This window comes from Streptomyces sp. NPDC000941 (assembly GCF_053599555.1).
The window spans coordinates 78,176-97,443 of the sequence record NZ_JBSFMM010000010.1; the positions used below are offsets into that span (position 1 = coordinate 78,176).

The following is a 19,268-nucleotide window of genomic DNA, read 5'->3' on the forward strand; positions in this document are numbered from 1 at the left end:
TTTGTCCACAGGCTGAGGCCGCCTGTAGCCAAAATGCGTCATCGACCGAACAATCGGTAGGGAGGGGGCTGCCCGCCCCATCAGCTCTCTGCCCGCAGGAGGTCGCGCCATGACGGTCCTTGAGCAGCCCGGTGCCTATCGGCCTACTCCCCCGCCCGCCTGGCAGCCGCGGGTCGACGCCGCGCCGCTGCTGCCCGATGCCGAGCCGTACCGCCTGCTGGGCACCGATGCCGCGGCCGATATCGACCCGGCCCTGCTGACCCGGCTCTACGGAGAGCTGGTGCGCGGCCGCCGGTACAACACGCAGGCCACCGCCCTGACCCGGCAGGGCCGGCTCGCCGTCTACCCCTCCTCCACCGGGCAGGAGGCCTGCCAGGTCGCCGCCGGCCTTGTGCTGCGCGAGCAGGACTGGCTCTTCCCCAGCTACCGCGACACCCTCGCCGCCGTCGTGCGCGGGCTCGACCCGGTGCATGCCCTCACCCTGCTGCGCGGCGACTGGCACTCCGGCTACGACCCGCGCGACCACCGGGTGGCCCCGCTGTGCACCCCGCTGGCCACCCAGCTGCCGCATGCGGTCGGCCTGGCGCACGCCGCCCGCCTCAAGGGCGACGACGTGGTGGCGCTGGCCCTGGTCGGCGACGGCGGGACCAGCGAGGGCGACTTCCATGAGGCGCTGAACTTCGCGGCGGTGTGGCGGGCCCCCGTCGTCTTCCTCATCCAGAACAACGGCTTCGCGATCTCCGTCCCGCTCGCCAAGCAGACCGCCGCCCCCTCCCTCGCCCATAAGGCCGTCGGATACGGCATGCCCGGCCGGCTCGTCGACGGAAACGACGCGGTGGCCGTGCACCAGGTCCTGGGCGAGGCCGTCCGCCGGGCGCGCGCGGGCGGCGGCCCCACTCTGGTGGAAGCCGTCACCTACCGCCTCGAGGCCCACACCAACGCCGACGACGCCACCCGCTACCGCTCCGACGCCGAAGTGGAGGCCTGGCGCGCCCACGACCCCATCACCCTGCTGGAGGAAGCGATGCGCGACCGCGGCCTGCTCGACGACCAGGCCGTACAGGCCGCGCGCGACGCCGCCGAGCGGATGGCCGCCGATCTGCGGACACGGATGCACCAGGACCCGGCCCTGGACCCGATGGACCTCTTCGAGGATGTCTACGCCGAGAAGACCGGCCAGCTGCGCGAGCAGGCGGACGCGCTGCGCGCGGAGCTCGCCGCGGAGGAGGGCGAGCGATGACGACGACCGCGGTCAAGCCCGCCACCATGGCCCAGGCCCTGGGCCGCGCGCTGCGCGACGCGATGGCCGCCGACCCGGCCGTCCACGTCCTCGGCGAGGACGTCGGCACACTGGGCGGCGTCTTCCGGATCACCGACGGGCTCGCCAAGGAGTTCGGCGACGACCGCTGTACGGACACCCCGCTCGCGGAGGCGGGCATCCTCGGCACCGCCGTCGGCATGGCCATGTACGGGCTGCGGCCCGTCGTCGAGATGCAGTTCGACGCCTTCGCGTACCCGTCCTTCGAGCAGCTTGTCAGCCATGTCTCCCGGATGCGCAACCGCACCCGCGGCGCCCTGCCGATGCCCATCACCGTGCGGGTGCCCTATGGCGGCGGCATCGGCGGTGTGGAGCACCACAGCGACTCCTCCGAGGCGTACTACATGGCGACGCCCGGCCTCCATGTGGTCGCTCCGGCCACCGTCGCCGACGCATACGGGCTGCTGCGCGCCGCCATCGCCTCCGACGACCCGGTCGTCTTCCTCGAACCCAAGCGGCTCTACTGGTCCAAGGCCGAATGGTCCCCCGACCACCCCGAGGAGGTCGCCCCCATCGGCCGCGCCGTGGTGCGCCGCCCGGCCACCGGCGGGCGGACCGCCACCCTCATCTCGTACGGGCCCTCGGTGCCCGTCTGTCTGGAGGCCGCCGAAGCGGCCTCGGCCGAGGGCTGGGACCTGGAGGTCGTCGATCTGCGGTCGCTGGTGCCCTTCGACGACGAGACGGTGTGCGCCTCCGTCCGCCGGACCGGGCGGGCCGTCGTCGTCCACGAGTCCACGGGCTTCGGCGGCCCCGGCGGGGAGATCGCCGCCCGGATCACCGAGCGCTGCTTCCACCACCTGGAGGCGCCGGTGCTGCGCGTCGCCGGATTCGACATCCCCTATCCGCCGCCGATGCTGGAGCGGCACCATCTGCCCGGCGTGGACCGGGTGCTGGACGCGGTGGCCCGGCTGCAGTGGGAGTCGGAGTGGACCGAGGGGAGGGCGGTGTGATGGCGGAGGTGCGCGAGTTCACCCTGCCCGATCTGGGTGAAGGGCTCACCGGGGCGGAGATCGTGCGCTGGCTGGTGGAGGTCGGCGAGGTCGTCGCCGTCGACCAGCCGGTCGTGGAGGTCGAGACCGCCAAGGCGCTGGTGGATGTGCCCTGCCCGTACGGCGGGGTGGTGACCGCCCGCTTCGGCGAGGAGGGCACCGAACTGCCGGTCGGCGCGCCGCTGCTGACGGTCGCCGTGCCGGCCGCGGAGGGCGGGACGCAGGCCGTCGGGGGCGGGTCCTCAGCCGTCGGGAGCGGGTCCTCGGCGGTTGACGGCAGGGCTCCGGCTGCCGAGGGCGGGTCCGGCAATGTGCTGGTCGGCTACGGCACCTCGGCCCCCTCCGCGCGGCGCCGCCGCATCCGTCCGGCCCCGCCGGCCCCGGCCTCCGGCCCGGTTGGGGGAGTTGGCGGAGGCCTTGGTGGGGGCGTTGCCGAGGGCTTGGCCGGGGGCCTCGCACCGACAACGACCCGCGGTGGCCCGGTCGCCGCGAGCGGCCCGGCCGCCGCGGCCAACCCGGTCGCCACGCGCCCCGTACCGCCCGCGCCGGGGTCCGGCCCGGAGGCCAACGGCGCGGCACGGCCGGCGCCCGGCCCGGTTTCCGTCATCTCGCCGCTCGTCCGGCGGCTGGCTCGCGAGCACGGACTGGACCTGCGCGAGCTGCGGGGCTCCGGGCCCGACGGGCTGATCCTGCGCGGGGACGTGGAAAGGGCCGTACAGGCCGCGCAGGCTGCACAAGCTGCCCCGGCCCCGGCGCCGGTCGCCGCGGGCGCGCGCGGGGCCGATGGGACGCGCGTCCCGGTGCGGGGCGTACGCGGGGCCGAGAAGCTGGCCCGTAGCCGACGGGAGATCCCCGACGCGACGTGCTGGGTGGACGCCGACGCGACGGAACTGCTCGCCGCCCGCGCGGCCATGAACGCGGCGGGGCCCAAGATCTCCCTGCTCGCCTTCCTCGCCCGCATCTGCACGGCGGCCCTGGCCCGCCACCCCGAGCTGAACGCAACCGTCAGCGAGGGCGAGATCACGCGCCGCTCCGATGTCCACCTCGGTTTTGCCGCACAGACCGAACGTGGCCTCGTGGTGCCCGTGGTGCACGACGCGCACACGCGGGACACGGCCGGGCTGTCAGCCGAGCTGACCCGCCTCACCGAGGCCGCCCGCTCCGGCACCCTCACCCCCGCCGAGCTGACCGGAGGCACCTTCACGCTCAACAACTACGGCGTCTTCGGTGTCGACGGCTCGACACCGATCATCAACCACCCCGAGGCCGCGATGCTCGGCGTCGGCCGGATAGCGGCGAAGCCGTGGGTGCACCAGGACCAGCTGGCCATACGGCAGGTGGTGCAGCTGTCGCTGACCTTCGACCACCGGGTCTGCGACGGCGGCGTCGCGGGCGGCTTCCTGCGCTATGTGGCCGACTGCGTGGAACATCCGGCGGTTCTGCTGCGGTCCGTGTAGGTCGTGGCGACGGAGGCGGTACTCGGCCGTCACCGGGACATACTCATGGGGTGACGTATGACGCTGTGATCCTGGCCGGAGGCGCCGCCCGGCGGCTGGGCGGCGCCGACAAGCCGGCGCTGCGGGTGGGCGCCCGGCCGCTGCTCGACCGGGTGCTCGACGCCTGCCGGGGCGCCGAGCGGACCGTCGTCGTCGGCCCGCGCAGACCGACCGCGCGGCCCGTGCACTGGATCCGCGAGGAGCCGCCGGGCGGCGGGCCGGTCGCGGCCGTCGACGCCGGACTGCGCCGGACCACGGAGCCCGTCGTCCTTCTGCTCTCCGCGGATCTGCCGTTCCTCACGGGCGAGACCGTCGGGGCGCTCGTCAACGGCCTCGGCGAGGCCGAAGGGGTGCTGCTCACCGACTCGGACGGCCGCGAGCAGCCGCTGGTCGCGGCGTACCGGGCCGAGCCGCTGCGCCGGGAGGTCGCCCTGCTCGCGGCGGAGCACGGCGGTCTGGCCGGACTGCCCCTGCGGCTGCTCACCGCCGACTTGAAGCTCGGCCGTCTGCATCACCCCACTGCCTCCTTCGACTGCGACACCTGGGAGGACATCACCACTGCCCGCGCACGGATCAGGGAGCATGGACACGTGTTGGATGAATGGATCGCCGCAGTCAAGGCGGAGCTGGGCATCGACCTCGATGTCGACACCGCCGCCCTTCTCGACCTCGCCCGCGACGCCGCGCACGGCGTCGCCAGGCCCGCCGCACCGCTGACCACCTTCCTCGTCGGCTACGCGGCCGCCCAGCAGGGCGGCGGCCCCGAGGCGCTGGCCGCCGCCACCGGCAAGGCGGCCGCGCTGGCCGCCCGGTGGGCCGAAGAGGCCGAGTCGACGGGATGACGGACCGGGAGCCCCGCGGCGGCGACGCGCTGGACCGCGAGTTCGACGAGGCCCTGGCGCTGGCCAAGGACCAGGGCACGTATCGGCGCCGCCCTGAGACATGGCCCGAGCAGCCCGAGCCCTCCGGCCGCCCGGTGCGCCCCGAGCCCCCCGAGTGGACCGATCCCTGGGACCCGACACCGCAGAACGCGGCGCCCCAGGCCCCGGCATCCCAGAGCCGGGCGCTGCACGAACCGCCGTCCCCGGATCAGGCGCTCCACGACTCGGCATTCCCCGACCCGGCGCTCCACGGCCCGACGGCAACAGCGACAGCGACAGCGACAACGACGGACCGGGCACGGCCACCCCGGGGCCCCGGCCCCACCTCCCCGGCCCCTGCCCACCGGCCCGGCACCCCCTGGCCCGACGCCCGCGCGATCGCGGCCCGCGCCCCCCGGAAGGCTGCGGCCCAGGCCGCCCCGCACGCCCGCCCGCTCGCCGACGCCCTCGGCCACGTCCTGGCCGCGCCCCTCACCGCCCTCACCGACCTGCCGTCCTTCGACACCTCCGCCATGGACGGCTGGGCCCTCGCCGGCCCCGGCCCCTGGCGGCTCCCCGCCGCAGGGCACTCGATCCTGGCCGGCCACGCCGAGGCCGATCCGCTCCCCGACGGCCACGCGATCCGTATCGCCACCGGTGCCCGCGTCCCGCCCGGCGCCACCGCCGTGCTGCGCACCGAACACGGCACCGCGCACGGCACCGAACACGGCACCGCGGGCGACGGCTGGCTGTACGCCGCCCCCGCCCACCCCGTCAGCCCCGGCCAGGACATCCGCCCCCGCGGCCAGGAGTGCCGCAGCGGCGATCTGCTGCTCCCCGCGGGCGCCCTGATCACCCCCGTGATACTGGGTCTGGCCGCCGCCGCCGGATACGACGAGCTGCCGACCGTGCCCCGGCCCCGTGTCGAAATCCTCGTCCTCGGCGATGAGCTGCTGCGGCAGGGCCTCCCCCACGACGGCCGCATCCGCGACGCGCTCGGCCCGATGCTCGCCCCCTGGCTGCGCGCGCTCGGCGCCGAGCCGCTGGCGACCCGCCGGCTGGCCGACGACGCGGAGTCGCTGTACGCGGCGGTGGCCGGATCGACCGCCGATGTCGTCCTGACCACCGGCGGTACGGCCGCAGGACCCGTCGACCACGTCCACCCCACCCTGCGCCGACTGGACGCCGAGCTGCTGGTCGACGGGGTGGCGGTGCGCCCCGGCCACCCGATGCTGCTGGCCCGTCTGGCCCCGGACAAGCACCTCGTGGGGCTGCCAGGCAATCCGCTGGCCGCCGTCTCCGGTCTGCTGACCCTCGCCGAGCCGCTGCTGCGCACGCTGACGGGCCGCCCGACACCCACCCCCTGCCCCGCCCCGCTGACCGCCGCCGTCCACGGCCATCCGCGCGACACCCGCCTGGTCCCGGTGGTCTTCCAGGGCGACGAGGCGCGTCCGCTCCGCTTCAACGGCCCGGCCATGCTGCGCGGCGTCGCCGTCGCGGACGGCCTGGCCGTCATCCCGCCCGGCGGCGCGGACCGGGGCAGCGAGGTCGAGGTCCTTGACCTGCCCTGGTCCACCGCCTGGCCCGGAACGTAAGGAGTAGCCTCCCCGCCATGTATGCGATCACCATCCCCGAACCCGGCGCCCCCGACGCCCTCGTGTGGGCGGAGGTCCCCGATCCCGTACCCGGCGAGGGCGAAGTCCTGGTCGATATCGCGGCCGCCGGCGTGAACCGCGCCGATCTGCTGCAGCGCCAGGGCCACTATCCGCCGCCCCCGGGCGCCCCCGACCACCCCGGTCTGGAGTGCTCGGGCCGGATCGCGGCGCTGGGCCCCGGCGTCAGCGGCTGGGCGGTGGGCGACGAGGTGTGCGCGCTGCTCGCGGGCGGCGGTTACGCCGAGAAGGTGGCCGTGCCCGCGGGGCAGGTGCTGCCCGTGCCACCCGGCCTCGACCTGGTCACCGCGGCCGGCCTCCCCGAGGTGGCCGCGACCGTGTGGTCCAACGTCTTCATGCTCTCCCACCTCCGGCCGGGCGAGACCCTGCTGGTGCACGGCGGCTCCAGCGGCATCGGCACCATGGCGATCCAGCTCGCGAAGGCGGTCGGCGCGCGGGTCGCGGTCACGGCGGGCAGCGCGGACAAGCTGGCGGCCTGCCGTGAGCTGGGCGCCGACATCCTGATCGACTACCACGAGCAGGACTTCGTCGAGGAGGTGCGCACGGCCACCGAGGGCGCCGGAGCCGATGTGATCCTCGACATCGTCGGCGCGAAGTACCTCGCCCGGAACGTGGCGGCCCTCGCCACCAACGGACGGCTGGCGATCATCGGTCTGCAGGGCGGCGCGAAGGCCGAGCTGAACCTCGGCGCGCTGCTGGCCAAGCGCGGCGCCGTCATGGCCACCAGCCTGCGCGCCCGCCCCCTCGCGGAGAAGGCGGCGATCGTCGCGGCGGTGCGCGAGCACGTCTGGCCGCTCGTCGAGAGCGGCCGGGTGCGCCCGATCGTCGACCGTACGATCCCGATGCGCGAAGCGGCCGAGGCGCACCGCGTGCTCGAGCAGAGCGGCCATATCGGCAAGGTGCTGCTGACGGTCTGAGGCGGCTGACGGCCCGAGGCGGCTGGCGGTCCGAGGCGGCTGGATGGTCTAAGCCTGGGCGGCCCCGGGTGCCGTGCCCATGCCGTCGTGTGACGCTGAAACGGTCATGCGACGGCTCGGCACGGGAGGGTGACGACCGTGAGACCTGCGCTTCGTAGGCTGCGCACGCTGCCGGCCGTGCTGGTGATGGCCGGTGTGGCGCTGTCGGCCGTACCCCTCGTGGCGCGTGCCGACGACAACGACGAACTGGCCGGGACCCGCGCCGGAGAGGGCCGGGCGCACCCCGGGCGCACCGATGAGCCCGATGCCGCACCGCCCGCCGCGTCGGTCGGGCCCGCGCCCTCGCGGCGGGCCGGCGAGGCCACGGGGGAGGGGCGGGAGGGGCAGCGCAAACAGAGCCAGAGGACGCAGGGGCCGCAGGGCTCGTACGAGGACGCGTACGACCCCGCCGACGCCGCGCGGACGGACGCCGTGCCCACCGGGCGGACGCTGCGCGTGCTGCCGCTGGGCACCGGGCTGGCCCTGATGGGGCTCGGCCTGGGGCTGGCGTTCCTCGGGCTGCGGCTGCGCCGCCAGTGAGGTTGCCGCTGTGCCCTGATCCTGACCACCCTCCCCCTCCGTACGGGTGCTCGTGCGGAACAATGGGGGTTATGAACCAGCCGATGAACGAACGATCGCAGGAGAGCCCGCACGTCCTGGTCGTCGGCCCGGACGGCATGGCCCTCGGGAGCGCCACTTCCGGCGACGGCGGCGGTGACGACGAGTCGCGCGAGGTTCCCGTGACGGACATGGTCGAACAGCCGGCCAAGGTCATGCGCATCGGCAGCATGATCAAGCAGCTTCTGGAGGAAGTCCGCGCGGCGCCTCTCGACGAGGCCAGCCGGGTCCGTCTCAAGGAGATCCACGCCAGCTCGGTGAAGGAGCTGGAGGACGGCCTCGCGCCCGAGCTGATCGGCGAGTTGGAGCGCCTTTCCCTTCCCTTCACCGATGACGCGGTCCCGACCGAGGCCGAGCTGCGGATCGCCCAGGCCCAGCTGGTCGGCTGGCTCGAGGGCTTGTTCCACGGCATTCAGACGACGCTGTTCGCCCAGCAGATGGCGGCGCGCGCGCAGCTGGAGCAGATGCGCCGGGCCCTGCCGCCGGGCCTCGGCGGCGAGGACGGCGAGGGCGGGCCGCAGCACGGCAGCGCGCGTTCTGGCCCGTACCTTTAGCCGTCAGCCGACCCTTAGCTGTCAACCGATCCTTAGCCATCGACCGACCCTTTTACCTACGGCGGGCCGCCCCGGAGGACTCCTGAGTCCTCCGGGGCGGCCCGTCGCGAGAGAGGTCCGCCACCATGCGCATCTTCGTCGCGGGAGCCACAGGCGCCGTCGGCCGCCGCCTCGTCCCGCTTCTCGTCGCGGCGGGACACGAGGTGACCGGCGGTACGCGCACCCCGCAGGGGGCGGAGCGGCTACGCGCGCAGGGGGCCTCGGCCGTACGCGTCGACGTCTTCGACGCCGACAGCGTGCACCGGGCGGTCGCTGCCGCCGCCCCCGAGGCGGTCATCCACCAGCTGACCGACCTGGCGCACGGCGACCGCGCCGCGAACGGGCGGATCCGCAGGGAGGGCACCCGTCACCTCGTCGACGCCGCCAAGCGCGCCGGGGTGACGCGTATCGTCGCCCAGTCGATCTCCTGGGCCTACGCGCCCGGCGACGCCCCGGCCGACGAGTCCACCTCGCTCGATACGGCGGCGGAGCCGCCGCGGGCCGGGATGGTCGGCAGTCTGCGAGCGCTGGAGGAGGCGGCGGCGGAGATCGAGACGCATGTCGTACTGCGCTACGGGACCTTCTACGGCCCCGGGACCTGGTACGTGCGGGGCGGGCCGCTGGAGGCCGCGCTGCGCGGCGAGCAGGCGACGGCGGATGCAGCAGTGAAGGATCCGGTGGCGGCGGATCCGGCGGCGGCGCTGATCGGCCCGGTCGTGGCGGGCGACGCGGTCAGCTCGTTCATCCATGTCGAGGATGCCGCCCGCGCCGCGGTGGCCGCGCTGGACTGGCCGAGCGGCACGGTCAATGTCGTGGACGACGAACCGGCGGCGGCCCGCGCGTGGCTGCCGGCGTTCGCGGCCGCGGTGGGCGCGCCGGCTCCCGCCCCCGCCGTGGAAGGCGGCCGGGCGGGCTGGGAGCGCGGGGCCGACAACACCCGCGCCCGTCGGCTCGGTTGGCGGCCGCTCCACCCCACCTGGCGTACGGGCTTCACCACACTGTGATGCGGAAAGGGGCCCGGCGGATGCCGGGCCCCTTCGAGCCGGAGGCTGAGAGAAGGAAGCGGGCTCAGCCCGGCAGCCCCGTGGAGACCGTCAGCTCGATGGTGTCGGTCTTCGGGTCGTACGGCTCGTAGTTGCGGTACGTGTAGTTGAGGACGGTGCCCTTGCCCCACAGGTTCTCGTCCTCGGTGGTCACGCGGTACTTCCAGCCCGCGTCCCGGATGCACTTCTTCACCGAGTCGATGTAGAGGTTCTGGAAGTCGGGCACGTTGTAGGCGCCCTTCTGCTCGTACGACTCCGAGGCGTCCTTGCACTTCTCCGGGTCGATGGTCTTGGCCTTGTCGCCCTCGCGGAACCCGGACGGAGCCGAGGACGCCGTGGCGGTCTTGGTGTCCTTGCCGTCGTCGCGCGCCTGCCCCCCGTCGTCGGACCCGCCGCCGCTGAGGGCGATCACCAGGACCACGGCGATGACCGCGATCGCCGCGACGACCGCCGAGCCGATGATCACGCGCTTGTTGCCGTTGTCACCGCCGTGGCCGCCGCCCGAGGCCGGGGCCGAGGCGGGCGAGACGGTGTACGGCGGCGGGGTGTTGGCCCCGCCCTGCGCGTACGGCGCGGGGGCCGGGGTCGGAGCGGGCGCCGGGGTGTTGTAGCCCTGCTGCGCCATCGGCTGGCCGGGCGGCGGCGGGGTGGAGGGGCCGAAGCCGCCGAAGCCGCCGGAGGACTGCGGCTGGTACGGGGTCTGGACGCTCCCCATGCCCGGGCCGGGGGGCTGCTGGCCGATCGGCGGGAAGACCGCCGAGCCCACGCCGGAGCCGCTGCGGGCGGGCGGGCCGCCGCTGATGATGATCGGGGTGGCGCCGGTCTGGCCGGTGCGCGAGACGCGGTCGCATTCGTCGCGCATGGCCTCGGCGGTGGGGAACCGCTCGTTCGGGTTCTTCTTCAGGGCGCGGGCGACCAGCGCGTCCACCGCCGGGGGAATGGACTGGTTGATCGTGGAGGGAGCGACCGGCTCCTCCTGGACATGCGCGTACGCGATGGCGAGCGGCGAGTCCGCGTCGAACGGCAGCCGGCCCGTCAGCAGCTCGAAGAGCATGATGCCGACCGAGTACAGGTCGCTGCGGGCGTCCACACCGCGGCCGAGGGCCTGCTCGGGCGAGAGGTACTGCGGGGTGCCGACGACCATGCCGGTCTGGGTCATGGAGGTCACGCCCGACTGCATGGCGCGGGCGATGCCGAAGTCCATGACTTTGACCACATTACGCTTGGTCATCATCACGTTACCGGGCTTGATGTCGCGGTGGACCAGCCCCATCTCGTGGCTGATCTCCAGCGCGGCCAGCACGTCGGCGGTGATTTTCAGCGCCTTTTCCGTGGGCATCGCGCCGAACTGCCGGGCATCGGCGTCGAGGACGGCGCGCAGCGGCTGGCCCTCGACGTACTCCATGACGATGTACGGCATCACGGAGCCGTCGATCGTGTCCTCGCCGGTGTCGAAGACCGAGACGATGTTGGTGTGGGTCAGCTTGGCGACCGACTGGGCCTCGCGGCGGAAGCGCTCGCGAAAGGACTGTTCGCGGCCCAGCTCGGTGTGCAGGGTCTTGATCGCTACCTGGCGGTCGAGCACGCTGTCGTAAGCCAGGTGGACGGAGGCCATACCGCCCTCGCCGAGCAGGTCCCGCAGTTGATAGCGGCCGCCGGCGAGCGATTTCCCTTCGTAGCGGCCTGGTGCGCCCTGCTGGCTCATTTCTTACGTCCCCCTCGGCGCACTCACTACCTTGACGCGCACGTTCTGACCTGTTGATCTTCTTGTAGTCGATACCCTGGCCCAGTCTGCCCCAGGCCGCGGACACGTCAAGCGACGTGCCCGTTCCGTGACCGGATGTGCAAGAACCCGTCACGCGATTTGCATGGCCTCACCTACAACAGGTTGGATGGCCGGTCCATCAGGAACCGGCGAGTGGCACGGACCCTGTAGCGTGCCCTAGCAGGAAACCGTACCGCCCGCGAGCGGGGCGATCACGATGACCCCCACCCAGATCAGACGGCGAGGACCGATGGCACAGACCCAGAGCGCCCAGGGGCCCTCCGAACCTGACGCCACCGGGTCCGGAATGTCGGACTCCCCGGAAGCGTGGGGTAACGGCGGGCTGGTCGGCGATGGACGCTACCGGCTCACCGGCCGCCTCGGCCGCGGCGGGATGGCCGAGGTGTTCGCCGCCGAGGACGTGCGGCTCGGCCGTACGGTCGCGGTGAAGCTGCTCCGCGCCGATCTGGCGGAGGACCCGGTCTCCAAGGCCCGCTTCACCCGCGAGGCCCAGTCGGTCGCCGGGCTCAACCACCACGCCGTCGTCGCGGTCTACGACTCCGGCGAGGACGTCGTCGGCCAGCCTGGATCCATTCAAAGCACTGTGCCGTACATCGTCATGGAGCTGGTCGAGGGCCGTACGATCCGCGATCTTCTGGTCAACGCCGAGGCGCCGCCGCCGGACCAGGCGCTGATCATCGTCTCGGGGGTGCTGGAGGCGCTGGCCTACAGCCATCAGCACGGCATCGTGCACCGCGACATCAAGCCGGCGAACGTGATCATCACCCACAGCGGCGCCGTCAAGGTGATGGACTTCGGCATCGCCCGCGCCCTGCACGGGGCCGCCTCCACCATGACTCAGACCGGCATGGTCATGGGCACGCCGCAGTACCTCTCGCCGGAGCAGGCCCTCGGCAAGGCCGTCGACCACCGCTCCGATCTGTACGCCACCGGCTGTCTGCTCTATGAGCTGCTGGCGCTGCGCCCGCCGTTCGTCGGCGAGACCCCGCTGTCGGTGGTCTACCAGCATGTTCAGGACATGCCGGTGCCGCCGTCGGAGGTCTCGGGCGGCATGGTGCCGCCGGAGCTCGACGGGCTCGTGATGCGCTCGCTCGCCAAGGACCCGGACGACCGGTTCCAGAGCGCCGAGGAGATGCGCGGCCTGGCGCAGTACGCCCTGCAGATGCTGATCGACGCGGGCGGCCACACCGGCACCTGGAACACCGGCCCGGTCACCCAGCACCTGGGCGGCTCCACGGGCGCCATGGGCATGGCCGGCACCACCGCGCTGCCCCATCCCGGGCACGGCAACACGACCCAGCAGCCGATCCTGGGGGGCCGGCGCGACGACGACGGCGGCTACGACGGCGGGTACGACAACGGCTCCGGTGGCCGCGGTGGCCGCGGCAAGCTGTGGCTGCTCGCCGTACTCGCGGTGATCGCCATCGCGGCAGGGGTCGCGTTCGCCATGGACTTCGGCGGCGACAAGGGCGGTGGGAAGCAGCCGGGCAAGCCGGAGTCGTCGACCTCGCAGACCCACTCCAAGAAGCCGACGGAGGACCCGACGGAGGACCCGACGGAGACGTCCTCGCCCACGGAGACCTCCGGGGACACCGGCGGCGGCTACCCCGGCAGTGCGGAGCCGTCCTCGCCCACCTACACCGAGCCCACGACGGACACGCCGACGGACGATCCGACGGACACGCCGACGGACACGCCGACGGACGATCCGACGACTCCGACCGACGATCCGACCACCCCGACGACGACTCCGCCCACGACGGACCCCACCACCGACCCGACCGATCCGGCCGGCCCCGGGCTCGGCGGCTGACGGGGTCACCGGCTGACGGGCTCACTGATCCTCCGATGGGGCGCGCCTACGCGTAGGCGCGCCCCATCGCGCGTTGTCCCGCTGTTTGAAGGGACTCAGCCGCAGAAGGCGTCGCGGACCGCCTCGTACTCCCGCGTCCACCACACCGCCAGGGCCGCCGCCGCGGGGAACAGCGGATCGGCGCGCCGGTCGCCGTCCTGGTAGCGCCAGCGCAGCATCCAGAAGTCGTTGAGCCGTTCCCACCACACCCGGTGTACGGCCGCCGCCATCTCGGCGGCCCCGGCGCCCGTCGTACGGCGGTACGCCCGCGCGTACGGGCGCACCTTGTCCAGCTCCAGCGGGCCGCCCGGCCGTACGAAGAAGATCGCGGCGGCGCGGACCGCCTCCTCGGCGCGGGGCTGCACCCCGAGCCGGTCCCAGTCGACGATCGCGGCGGGTTCCGTATCGCGGTAGAGGAGATTCAGCGGGTGGAAGTCGCCATGGACCCAACCGGTGGCCGGGATGGCGTCGGCCTCCGGGCGGCGGTGGGCATGCCGCTCCAGCAGCGCGCGCCGTTCGACCAGGCGGTGCTCGGCGAGTTCGTCGAAGGGGTCGCGCAGGCGGCGGCCACGGGTGAGGGTGAGCAGCCGGTCGATCAGCGCGAAGGTGTACTCCGGGTCGGCCGAGGCCTCAGGGGGCTGGCGGTCGGCCGCGCGGGCCACCACGACCTGCTCCAGGCAGGTGTGGACGCGTCCGAGCAGCCCGCCGAGCCGTGACGACTGGGGGGCGGTCAGCTCGCCGCCGACCCGGTGCTGTCCGTCGACCCAGGGGTGCAGGGCGTAGCAGCGGCCGCCGATGACCGCGACGGTGCGGCCGTCGGCGTCGGGGACGGCCGGGGCGACGGGCACCCCTAGTTCTTCCAGTTGTTTGGTCACGCGGTGCTGGTGGTCGATGGCCGCGCGGTCCCCGTCCAAGTGGTGCTTGAGGAAGAACCGACCGCGGGTGGTGGCCAGCCGGTAGCCGCGGTTGAGCAGTCCTTCGGCGACGCGTTCGCAGGACACCGCTTCGCCGGGGCCGTCGTAGCGGCGCAACAGCGCGCTCAGGGTTTCCCCGTCGGGAGCGGTCTTCTCGGCGGAGGTTACATGTGAGCGCGGCACGCGCCAGATGTTAGATCAACGGGCGTGGGCGGTACGGCGCGAGTTGACTCGGGGGTCCGCTCAGTGCTTCAGGTCAGTGCTTCAGCTCAGTGCTTCTGCGGCTGGGTCTTCCGCTCCTCGGCCCGGGCCCGCTCCTGATCCCGCGCTTGAGACTGCGTATGAGCGGGCGGCGGGGCGTGTGCCTGCGCCTGGGCCTGGAGCCGGGCCACGTACGCGGCGGCCTGCGAGCGGCGCTCCATGCCGAGCTTGGCCAGCAGCCCGGAGACATAGTTCTTGATCGTCTTCTCGGCCAGATGCAGCCGCTCGCCGATCGCGCGGTTGGTCAGCCCCTCCCCGATCAGCAGAAGGATCCGGCGCTCCTGCACGGTGAGATCGGCGCTCCGGTCGTCGCCCAGTTCACCCGCGCCGGCGCCCACGCCCGCCCCCTCGGCGTCCGTACGCATCCGCTCCAGCAGGCGGGCCGTGGCGGCCGGGTCGAGCAGGGAGCGGCCCGCGGCCACGTCCCGTACCGCCCTGAGCAGTTCGCCGCTGCCGACGTCCTTGAGGACATAGCCGTACGCGCCCGCCATGATCGCGTCGATGAGGGCCGCGTCGTCGGCGAAGGAGGTGAGCATCACGCACTTGATGTCCGGATGGTGGGCACGGATTTCCCGGCAGACCTCGACACCGCTGCCGTCCGGCAGCCGCAGATCCAACAGGGCGACTTCGGGGCGCGCCGCGGGGATGCCGGCCAGGGCCTCGGCCACGGTGCCCGCCTCGCCGACCACGACCATGTCCGGCTCGCCCGAGAGGAGGTCATGAAGACCGCGGCGTAGGATTTCATGGTCGTCGAGTAGGAAAATGCTGATTTTTCCTTCTTCGCGCACGAATCCAGTCTCACACACTGCGTCTTCCGAGGGTCTTCTCAAGTCTTTCAATGTCTTTCCGCGCCGTTGTCCGGGGAGATAACGTGCCGTTGTTCCGGCGGGCTGCGGGGCTGTGACCAGTGGTTGTTCCACTTCTGCCTGATTTACTTGGAAATCCAAGCAAAATTGCAGGTCAGAGGGGGTTACGCAGAGATGCGACCCACTGGGTAACGTGCCCTTTGCAGGGCCAGCCGCCGGGATACCTGTCACGCCCGGTCGGTCTTCGGCGCACCCACCCCGTGCGCTGTCGTCGAGCGAGCGAGCCGCAACTGGCCGCCGGCGGATCCCGGGGGCCGGACAGACGGAGGAGCACACGTGACCGTGGAGAGCACTGCAGCGCGCAAACCGCGCCGTAGCAGCGGAGCCAAGCGCACCAGCGCGAAGCGGCGGACGGCCGACCAGCCCGAGCTCGTCCAACTGCTGACCCCCGAGGGTGAGCGGGTCGAGCACCCCGAGTACTCCCTGGACCCCACCCCCGACGAGCTGCGCGCCATGTACCGCGACATGGTGCTGACCCGCCGCTTCGACGGTGAGGCCACCACGCTGCAGCGCCAGGGCGAGCTGGGCCTGTGGGCCTCACTGCTGGGCCAGGAGGCCGCCCAGATCGGCTCCGGCCGGGCCCTTCAGGACGACGACTACGTCTTCCCCACCTACCGCGAGCACGGTGTCGCCTGGTGCCGTGGCGTGGACCCGGTGAATCTGCTGGGCATGTTCCGCGGAGTGAACCACGGCGGCTGGGACCCCAACAGCAACAACTTCCACCTCTACACCATCGTCATCGGCTCGCAGACGCTGCACGCGACCGGCTATGCGATGGGCGTGGCCAAGGACGGCGCGGACTCCGCGGTCCTGGCCTACTTCGGGGACGGGGCCTCCAGCCAGGGCGATGTCGCCGAGGCGTTCACCTTCGCCGCGGTCTACAACGCCCCGGTGGTGTTCTTCTGCCAGAACAACCAGTGGGCCATCTCCGAGCCCACCGAGCGGCAGACCCGCGTCCCGCTCTACCAGCGCGCCCAGGGCTACGGCTTCCCGGGCGTACGGGTCGACGGCAACGACGTACTGGCCTGCCTCGCGGTCACCAAGGCCGCGCTGGAGCGCGCCCGCACCGGCCAGGGCCCCATGCTCATCGAGGCGTTCACCTACCGGATGGGCGCCCACACCACCTCCGACGACCCGACCCGCTACCGCCGGGCCGAGGAGCGGGAGCTGTGGGAGACCAAGGACCCGATCTCGCGGCTGCGCACCTATATGACCGCCCAGGGCCTGGCGGACGACGCCTTCTTCGCCGATCTCGAGAAGGAGAGCGACGCGCTCGCCAAGCGGGTGCGCGACTCCGTACGGGCCATGCCCGACCCCGACGACATGGCGCTCTTCGAGCACATCTACGCCGACGGGCATCCGCTCGTCGACGAGGAGCGGGCTCAGTTCGCCGAGTACCAGGCTTCGTTCGCTGCCGCCGAGGAGGGCAACTGAGATGGCCGCCCAGAAGATGTCGCTCTCCAAAGCGATCAACGCCTCGCTGCGCACGGCGCTCGAGAACGACCCCAAGGTCCTGATCATGGGCGAGGACGTCGGCAAGCTCGGCGGGGTCTTCCGCATCACCGACGGCCTCCAGAAGGACTTCGGCGAGGACCGGGTGATCGACACCCCGCTCGCCGAGTCCGGGATCGTCGGCACCGCGATCGGGCTCGCGCTGCGCGGCTACCGCCCGGTGGCGGAGATCCAGTTCGACGGGTTCGTCTTCCCCGCGTACGACCAGATCGTCACGCAGCTCGCCAAGATGCACGCCCGGTCGCTCGGCAAGGTCAAGCTGCCGGTCGTCATCCGGATCCCGTACGGCGGCGGCATCGGCGCGGTCGAGCACCACAGCGAGTCGCCCGAGGCGCTGTTCGCGCATGTGGCCGGGTTGAAGGTGGTCTCGCCGTCCAACGCGTCCGACGCGTACTGGATGCTGCAGCAGGCCATCGACAGCGACGACCCGGTGATCTACTTCGAGCCCAAGCGCCGCTACCACGACAAGTCCGAGGTCGACACGGCCGCGATCCCCGACCCGCTGCACACCGCGCGGGTGGCCCGGGCCGGGACCGATCTGACGCTCGCGGCGTACGGCCCCATGGTCAAGGTCGCGCTCGACGCCGCCGGCGCGGCCGCCGAGGAGGGAAAGTCGCTCGAGGTCGTGGACCTGCGGTCGATGTCGCCGATCGACTTCGACACCCTTCAGCGGTCCGTCGAGAAGACCGGCCGGCTGGTCGTCGTCCATGAGGCACCGGTCTTCCTGGGCACCGGCGCGGAGATCGCCGCGCGGATCACCGAGAGGTGCTTCTATCACCTTGAGGCCCCGGTGCTGCGGGTCGGCGGTTTCCACTCCCCGTACCCGCCGTCGCGGCTGGAGGACGAATACCTCCCTGGCCTCGACCGGGTGCTCGACGCCGTAGACCGCGCGTTGGCGTACTGAAGGGCTTGAGGAGAGTCGTGACCATGACTGCAACCGATCAGCGCTTCCGTGAGTTCAAGATGCCCGATGTGGGCGAGGGACTCACCGAGGCGGAGATCCTCAAGTGGTACGTGGCGCCGGGCGACAGGGTCGCCGACGGCCAGGTGGTGTGTGAGGTCGAGACCGCGAAGGCCGCGGTCGAACTACCGATCCCGTTCGACGGTGTGGTGCACGAGGTGCGCTTCGGCGAGGGCGCGACGGTGGACGTGGGCACCGCGATCATCTCGGTGGACACCCAGCCGGGCGCGGGGGACGCAGGTGCCGTTTCGGAGCCCGCCGCCGTCCCGGCCGAGCCCGCCGAAGCCGCCGAGGCTGCCGAACCGGAGGGGCGTCAGGCCAACCTGGTCGGCTACGGCGCGGCGCCCTCGTCCACCAAGCGCCGCCCGCGCAAGCCGCGGGCCGGTGCTGCTGAGACGGCGCCCGCCCGGGGCGTCCCTGCCCAGCCCGCGCCCGCTGCCGCCGCCCCGGCGGCTCCCGCGCCTGCCCCGGCCGTCGAGCCGGCCGTCGCGCCGTCGCAGGCCGAGCTGAACGGCCAGGCCAAGGCCGCGCGCCCGCTGGCCAAGCCCCCGGTCCGCAAGCTCGCCAAGGACCTGGGCATCGACCTGGCGACGGTCACCCCGACCGGCCCCGACGGCACCATCACCCGCGACGACGTCCACGCGGCCGCGGCCCCCGCGCCCGCCGCCGTGGCCGAGCCCGGGGCGGAGCCCGCAGCGGCCGTGGCGGAGGCGGCCCCTGCCTCGGTCGTCGGCCGGGAGAGCCGGGAGCGCCGGGTGCCGATCAAGGGCGTACGGAAGGCCACCGCCCAGGCGATGGTCAGCAGCGCCTTCACGGCCCCGCACGTCACCGAGTTCATCACCGTCGACGTCACGCGCACCATGAAGCTCGTCGCCGACCTCAAGCAGGACCCGGACATGGCCGGGCTGCGGGTGAACCCGCTGCTGCTGGTCGCCAAGGCCTTCCTGGTGGCCATCCGGCGCAACCCGGACATCAACGCGTCCTGGGACGAGGCCGCCCAGGAGATCGTCTACAAGGACTACGTCAATCTCGGCATCGCGGCCGCCACGCCGCGGGGGCTGATCGTCCCCAACATCAAGGACGCGGGCTCGCTCACCCTGCCCGAACTGGCGTCCGCCCTGGGCGAGCTGGTCTCCGTCGCCCGCGAGGGCCGGACCAGTCCGGCGGCGATGTCCGGCGGTACGGTCACCATCACCAACGTCGGTGTCTTCGGCATCGACGCCGGCACCCCGATCCTCAACCCCGGCGAATCCGCGATCCTCGCCTTCGGCGCGGTCAAGCTCCAACCGTGGGTCCACAAGGGCAAGGTCAAGCCGCGCCAGGTGACCACGCTCGCGCTCTCCTTCGACCACCGCATGGTCGACGGCGAGCTGGGCTCCAAGGTGCTCGCGGACATCGCGGCCGTCATGGAGCAGCCCAAGCGCCTCATCACCTGGGGCTGAACCCGGGGCTGATACCGGGGCTGAACCCGGGGCTGAACCCGAGGCTGAGGCCCCCACCCCCTCCCGTACGGCCCGGCTGCCTCCCGCAGCCGGGCCGTCGGCATGATGACGGCGACATTCCATATCCC

General features: G+C 72.9%; 16 protein-coding genes. 13 read left to right on the plus strand and 3 right to left on the minus strand.

Annotation, left to right across the window (positions count from 1 at the left end; translation table 11 throughout):
- Nucleotides 1-109 precede the first annotated feature (109 nt).
- The 9 genes from pdhA (ACWDSL_RS06150) to ACWDSL_RS06190 all read left to right on the plus strand — a co-directional run bounded on the left by pdhA (ACWDSL_RS06150) (nucleotide 110) and on the right by ACWDSL_RS06190 (nucleotide 9,507).
- Nucleotides 110-1,240 (plus strand): pyruvate dehydrogenase (acetyl-transferring) E1 component subunit alpha, encoded by a 1,131-nt coding sequence (gene pdhA / locus ACWDSL_RS06150; RefSeq protein ID WP_358637840.1) that lies wholly within the window; start codon nucleotides 110-112, stop codon nucleotides 1,238-1,240.
- Complete coding sequence (locus ACWDSL_RS06155) at nucleotides 1,237-2,268, plus strand: alpha-ketoacid dehydrogenase subunit beta (RefSeq protein ID WP_014178015.1); 1,032 nt, start codon at nucleotides 1,237-1,239, stop codon at nucleotides 2,266-2,268. The genes pdhA (ACWDSL_RS06150) and ACWDSL_RS06155 overlap by 4 nt, the downstream gene beginning before the upstream one ends.
- Nucleotides 2,268-3,764: a dihydrolipoamide acetyltransferase family protein gene (locus ACWDSL_RS06160; protein ID WP_450482240.1), complete on the plus strand. Its 1,497-nt coding sequence runs from the start codon at nucleotides 2,268-2,270 to the stop codon at nucleotides 3,762-3,764. Before ACWDSL_RS06155 ends, ACWDSL_RS06160 begins: the two co-directional genes overlap by 1 nt.
- A 50-nt stretch (nucleotides 3,765-3,814) precedes the next feature.
- On the plus strand, nucleotides 3,815-4,645 hold the full coding sequence (locus ACWDSL_RS06165) for an NTP transferase domain-containing protein (protein ID WP_450482179.1): 831 nt from the start codon (nucleotides 3,815-3,817) through the stop codon (nucleotides 4,643-4,645).
- Complete coding sequence (locus tag ACWDSL_RS06170) at nucleotides 4,642-6,258, plus strand: molybdopterin molybdotransferase MoeA (RefSeq protein ID WP_450482181.1); 1,617 nt, start codon at nucleotides 4,642-4,644, stop codon at nucleotides 6,256-6,258. The genes ACWDSL_RS06165 and ACWDSL_RS06170 overlap by 4 nt, the downstream gene beginning before the upstream one ends.
- A 17-nt stretch (nucleotides 6,259-6,275) precedes the next feature.
- Nucleotides 6,276-7,253: an NAD(P)H-quinone oxidoreductase gene (locus tag ACWDSL_RS06175; protein ID WP_450482183.1), complete on the plus strand. Its 978-nt coding sequence runs from the start codon at nucleotides 6,276-6,278 to the stop codon at nucleotides 7,251-7,253.
- A 138-nt stretch (nucleotides 7,254-7,391) separates the two neighbouring features.
- Nucleotides 7,392-7,832, plus strand: coding sequence for a hypothetical protein (locus tag ACWDSL_RS06180; protein WP_450482185.1), 441 nt, complete (start codon nucleotides 7,392-7,394; stop codon nucleotides 7,830-7,832).
- A 71-nt stretch (nucleotides 7,833-7,903) separates the two neighbouring features.
- Nucleotides 7,904-8,464, plus strand: a complete 561-nt coding sequence (locus ACWDSL_RS06185; protein ID WP_450482187.1) for a bacterial proteasome activator family protein — start codon at nucleotides 7,904-7,906, stop codon at nucleotides 8,462-8,464.
- A 125-nt stretch (nucleotides 8,465-8,589) separates the two neighbouring features.
- Nucleotides 8,590-9,507 carry an NAD-dependent epimerase/dehydratase family protein gene (locus ACWDSL_RS06190; RefSeq protein ID WP_450482189.1) on the plus strand — a complete coding sequence of 306 codons (918 nt, stop codon included), beginning with the start codon at nucleotides 8,590-8,592 and terminating at the stop codon, nucleotides 9,505-9,507.
- Nucleotides 9,508-9,571: 64 nt separating this feature from the next.
- Here ACWDSL_RS06190 and ACWDSL_RS06195 read toward each other — a convergent pair whose 3' ends face one another.
- The gene (locus ACWDSL_RS06195) at nucleotides 9,572-11,251 is read right to left on the minus strand and encodes a protein kinase domain-containing protein (RefSeq protein ID WP_450482191.1); all 1,680 of its coding nucleotides are present in this window, start codon (nucleotides 11,249-11,251) and stop codon (nucleotides 9,572-9,574) included.
- Nucleotides 11,252-11,561: 310 nt separating this feature from the next.
- Between ACWDSL_RS06195 and ACWDSL_RS06200 the strand changes: the two genes are divergently transcribed.
- The gene (locus ACWDSL_RS06200; protein ID WP_450482193.1) at nucleotides 11,562-13,145 is read left to right on the plus strand and encodes a protein kinase domain-containing protein; all 1,584 of its coding nucleotides are present in this window, start codon (nucleotides 11,562-11,564) and stop codon (nucleotides 13,143-13,145) included.
- A 95-nt stretch (nucleotides 13,146-13,240) separates the two neighbouring features.
- On the opposite strand, the gene ACWDSL_RS06205 is transcribed toward ACWDSL_RS06200, so the two are convergent.
- Nucleotides 13,241-14,281 (minus strand): phosphotransferase, encoded by a 1,041-nt coding sequence (locus ACWDSL_RS06205; RefSeq protein WP_450482195.1) that lies wholly within the window; start codon nucleotides 14,279-14,281, stop codon nucleotides 13,241-13,243.
- Nucleotides 14,282-14,367: 86 nt separating this feature from the next.
- A complete protein-coding gene (locus ACWDSL_RS06210) occupies nucleotides 14,368-15,147 on the minus strand; it encodes a response regulator (protein ID WP_450482197.1) in 780 nt (259 codons plus the stop codon).
- A 354-nt stretch (nucleotides 15,148-15,501) separates the two neighbouring features.
- On the opposite strand from ACWDSL_RS06210, the gene pdhA (ACWDSL_RS06215) reads away from it, so the two are divergent.
- From pdhA (ACWDSL_RS06215) to ACWDSL_RS06225, 3 genes are read left to right on the plus strand one after another with little or no spacing between them, the layout of a single operon-like run.
- Nucleotides 15,502-16,659 (plus strand): pyruvate dehydrogenase (acetyl-transferring) E1 component subunit alpha, encoded by a 1,158-nt coding sequence (gene pdhA, locus ACWDSL_RS06215; RefSeq protein ID WP_450482199.1) that lies wholly within the window; start codon nucleotides 15,502-15,504, stop codon nucleotides 16,657-16,659.
- Nucleotide 16,660: 1 nt separating this feature from the next.
- The gene (locus tag ACWDSL_RS06220; RefSeq protein WP_450482201.1) at nucleotides 16,661-17,641 is read left to right on the plus strand and encodes an alpha-ketoacid dehydrogenase subunit beta; all 981 of its coding nucleotides are present in this window, start codon (nucleotides 16,661-16,663) and stop codon (nucleotides 17,639-17,641) included.
- Nucleotides 17,642-17,664: 23 nt separating this feature from the next.
- Nucleotides 17,665-19,140: a dihydrolipoamide acetyltransferase family protein gene (locus ACWDSL_RS06225; protein WP_450482203.1), complete on the plus strand. Its 1,476-nt coding sequence runs from the start codon at nucleotides 17,665-17,667 to the stop codon at nucleotides 19,138-19,140.
- Nucleotides 19,141-19,268: the final 128 nt, after the last annotated feature.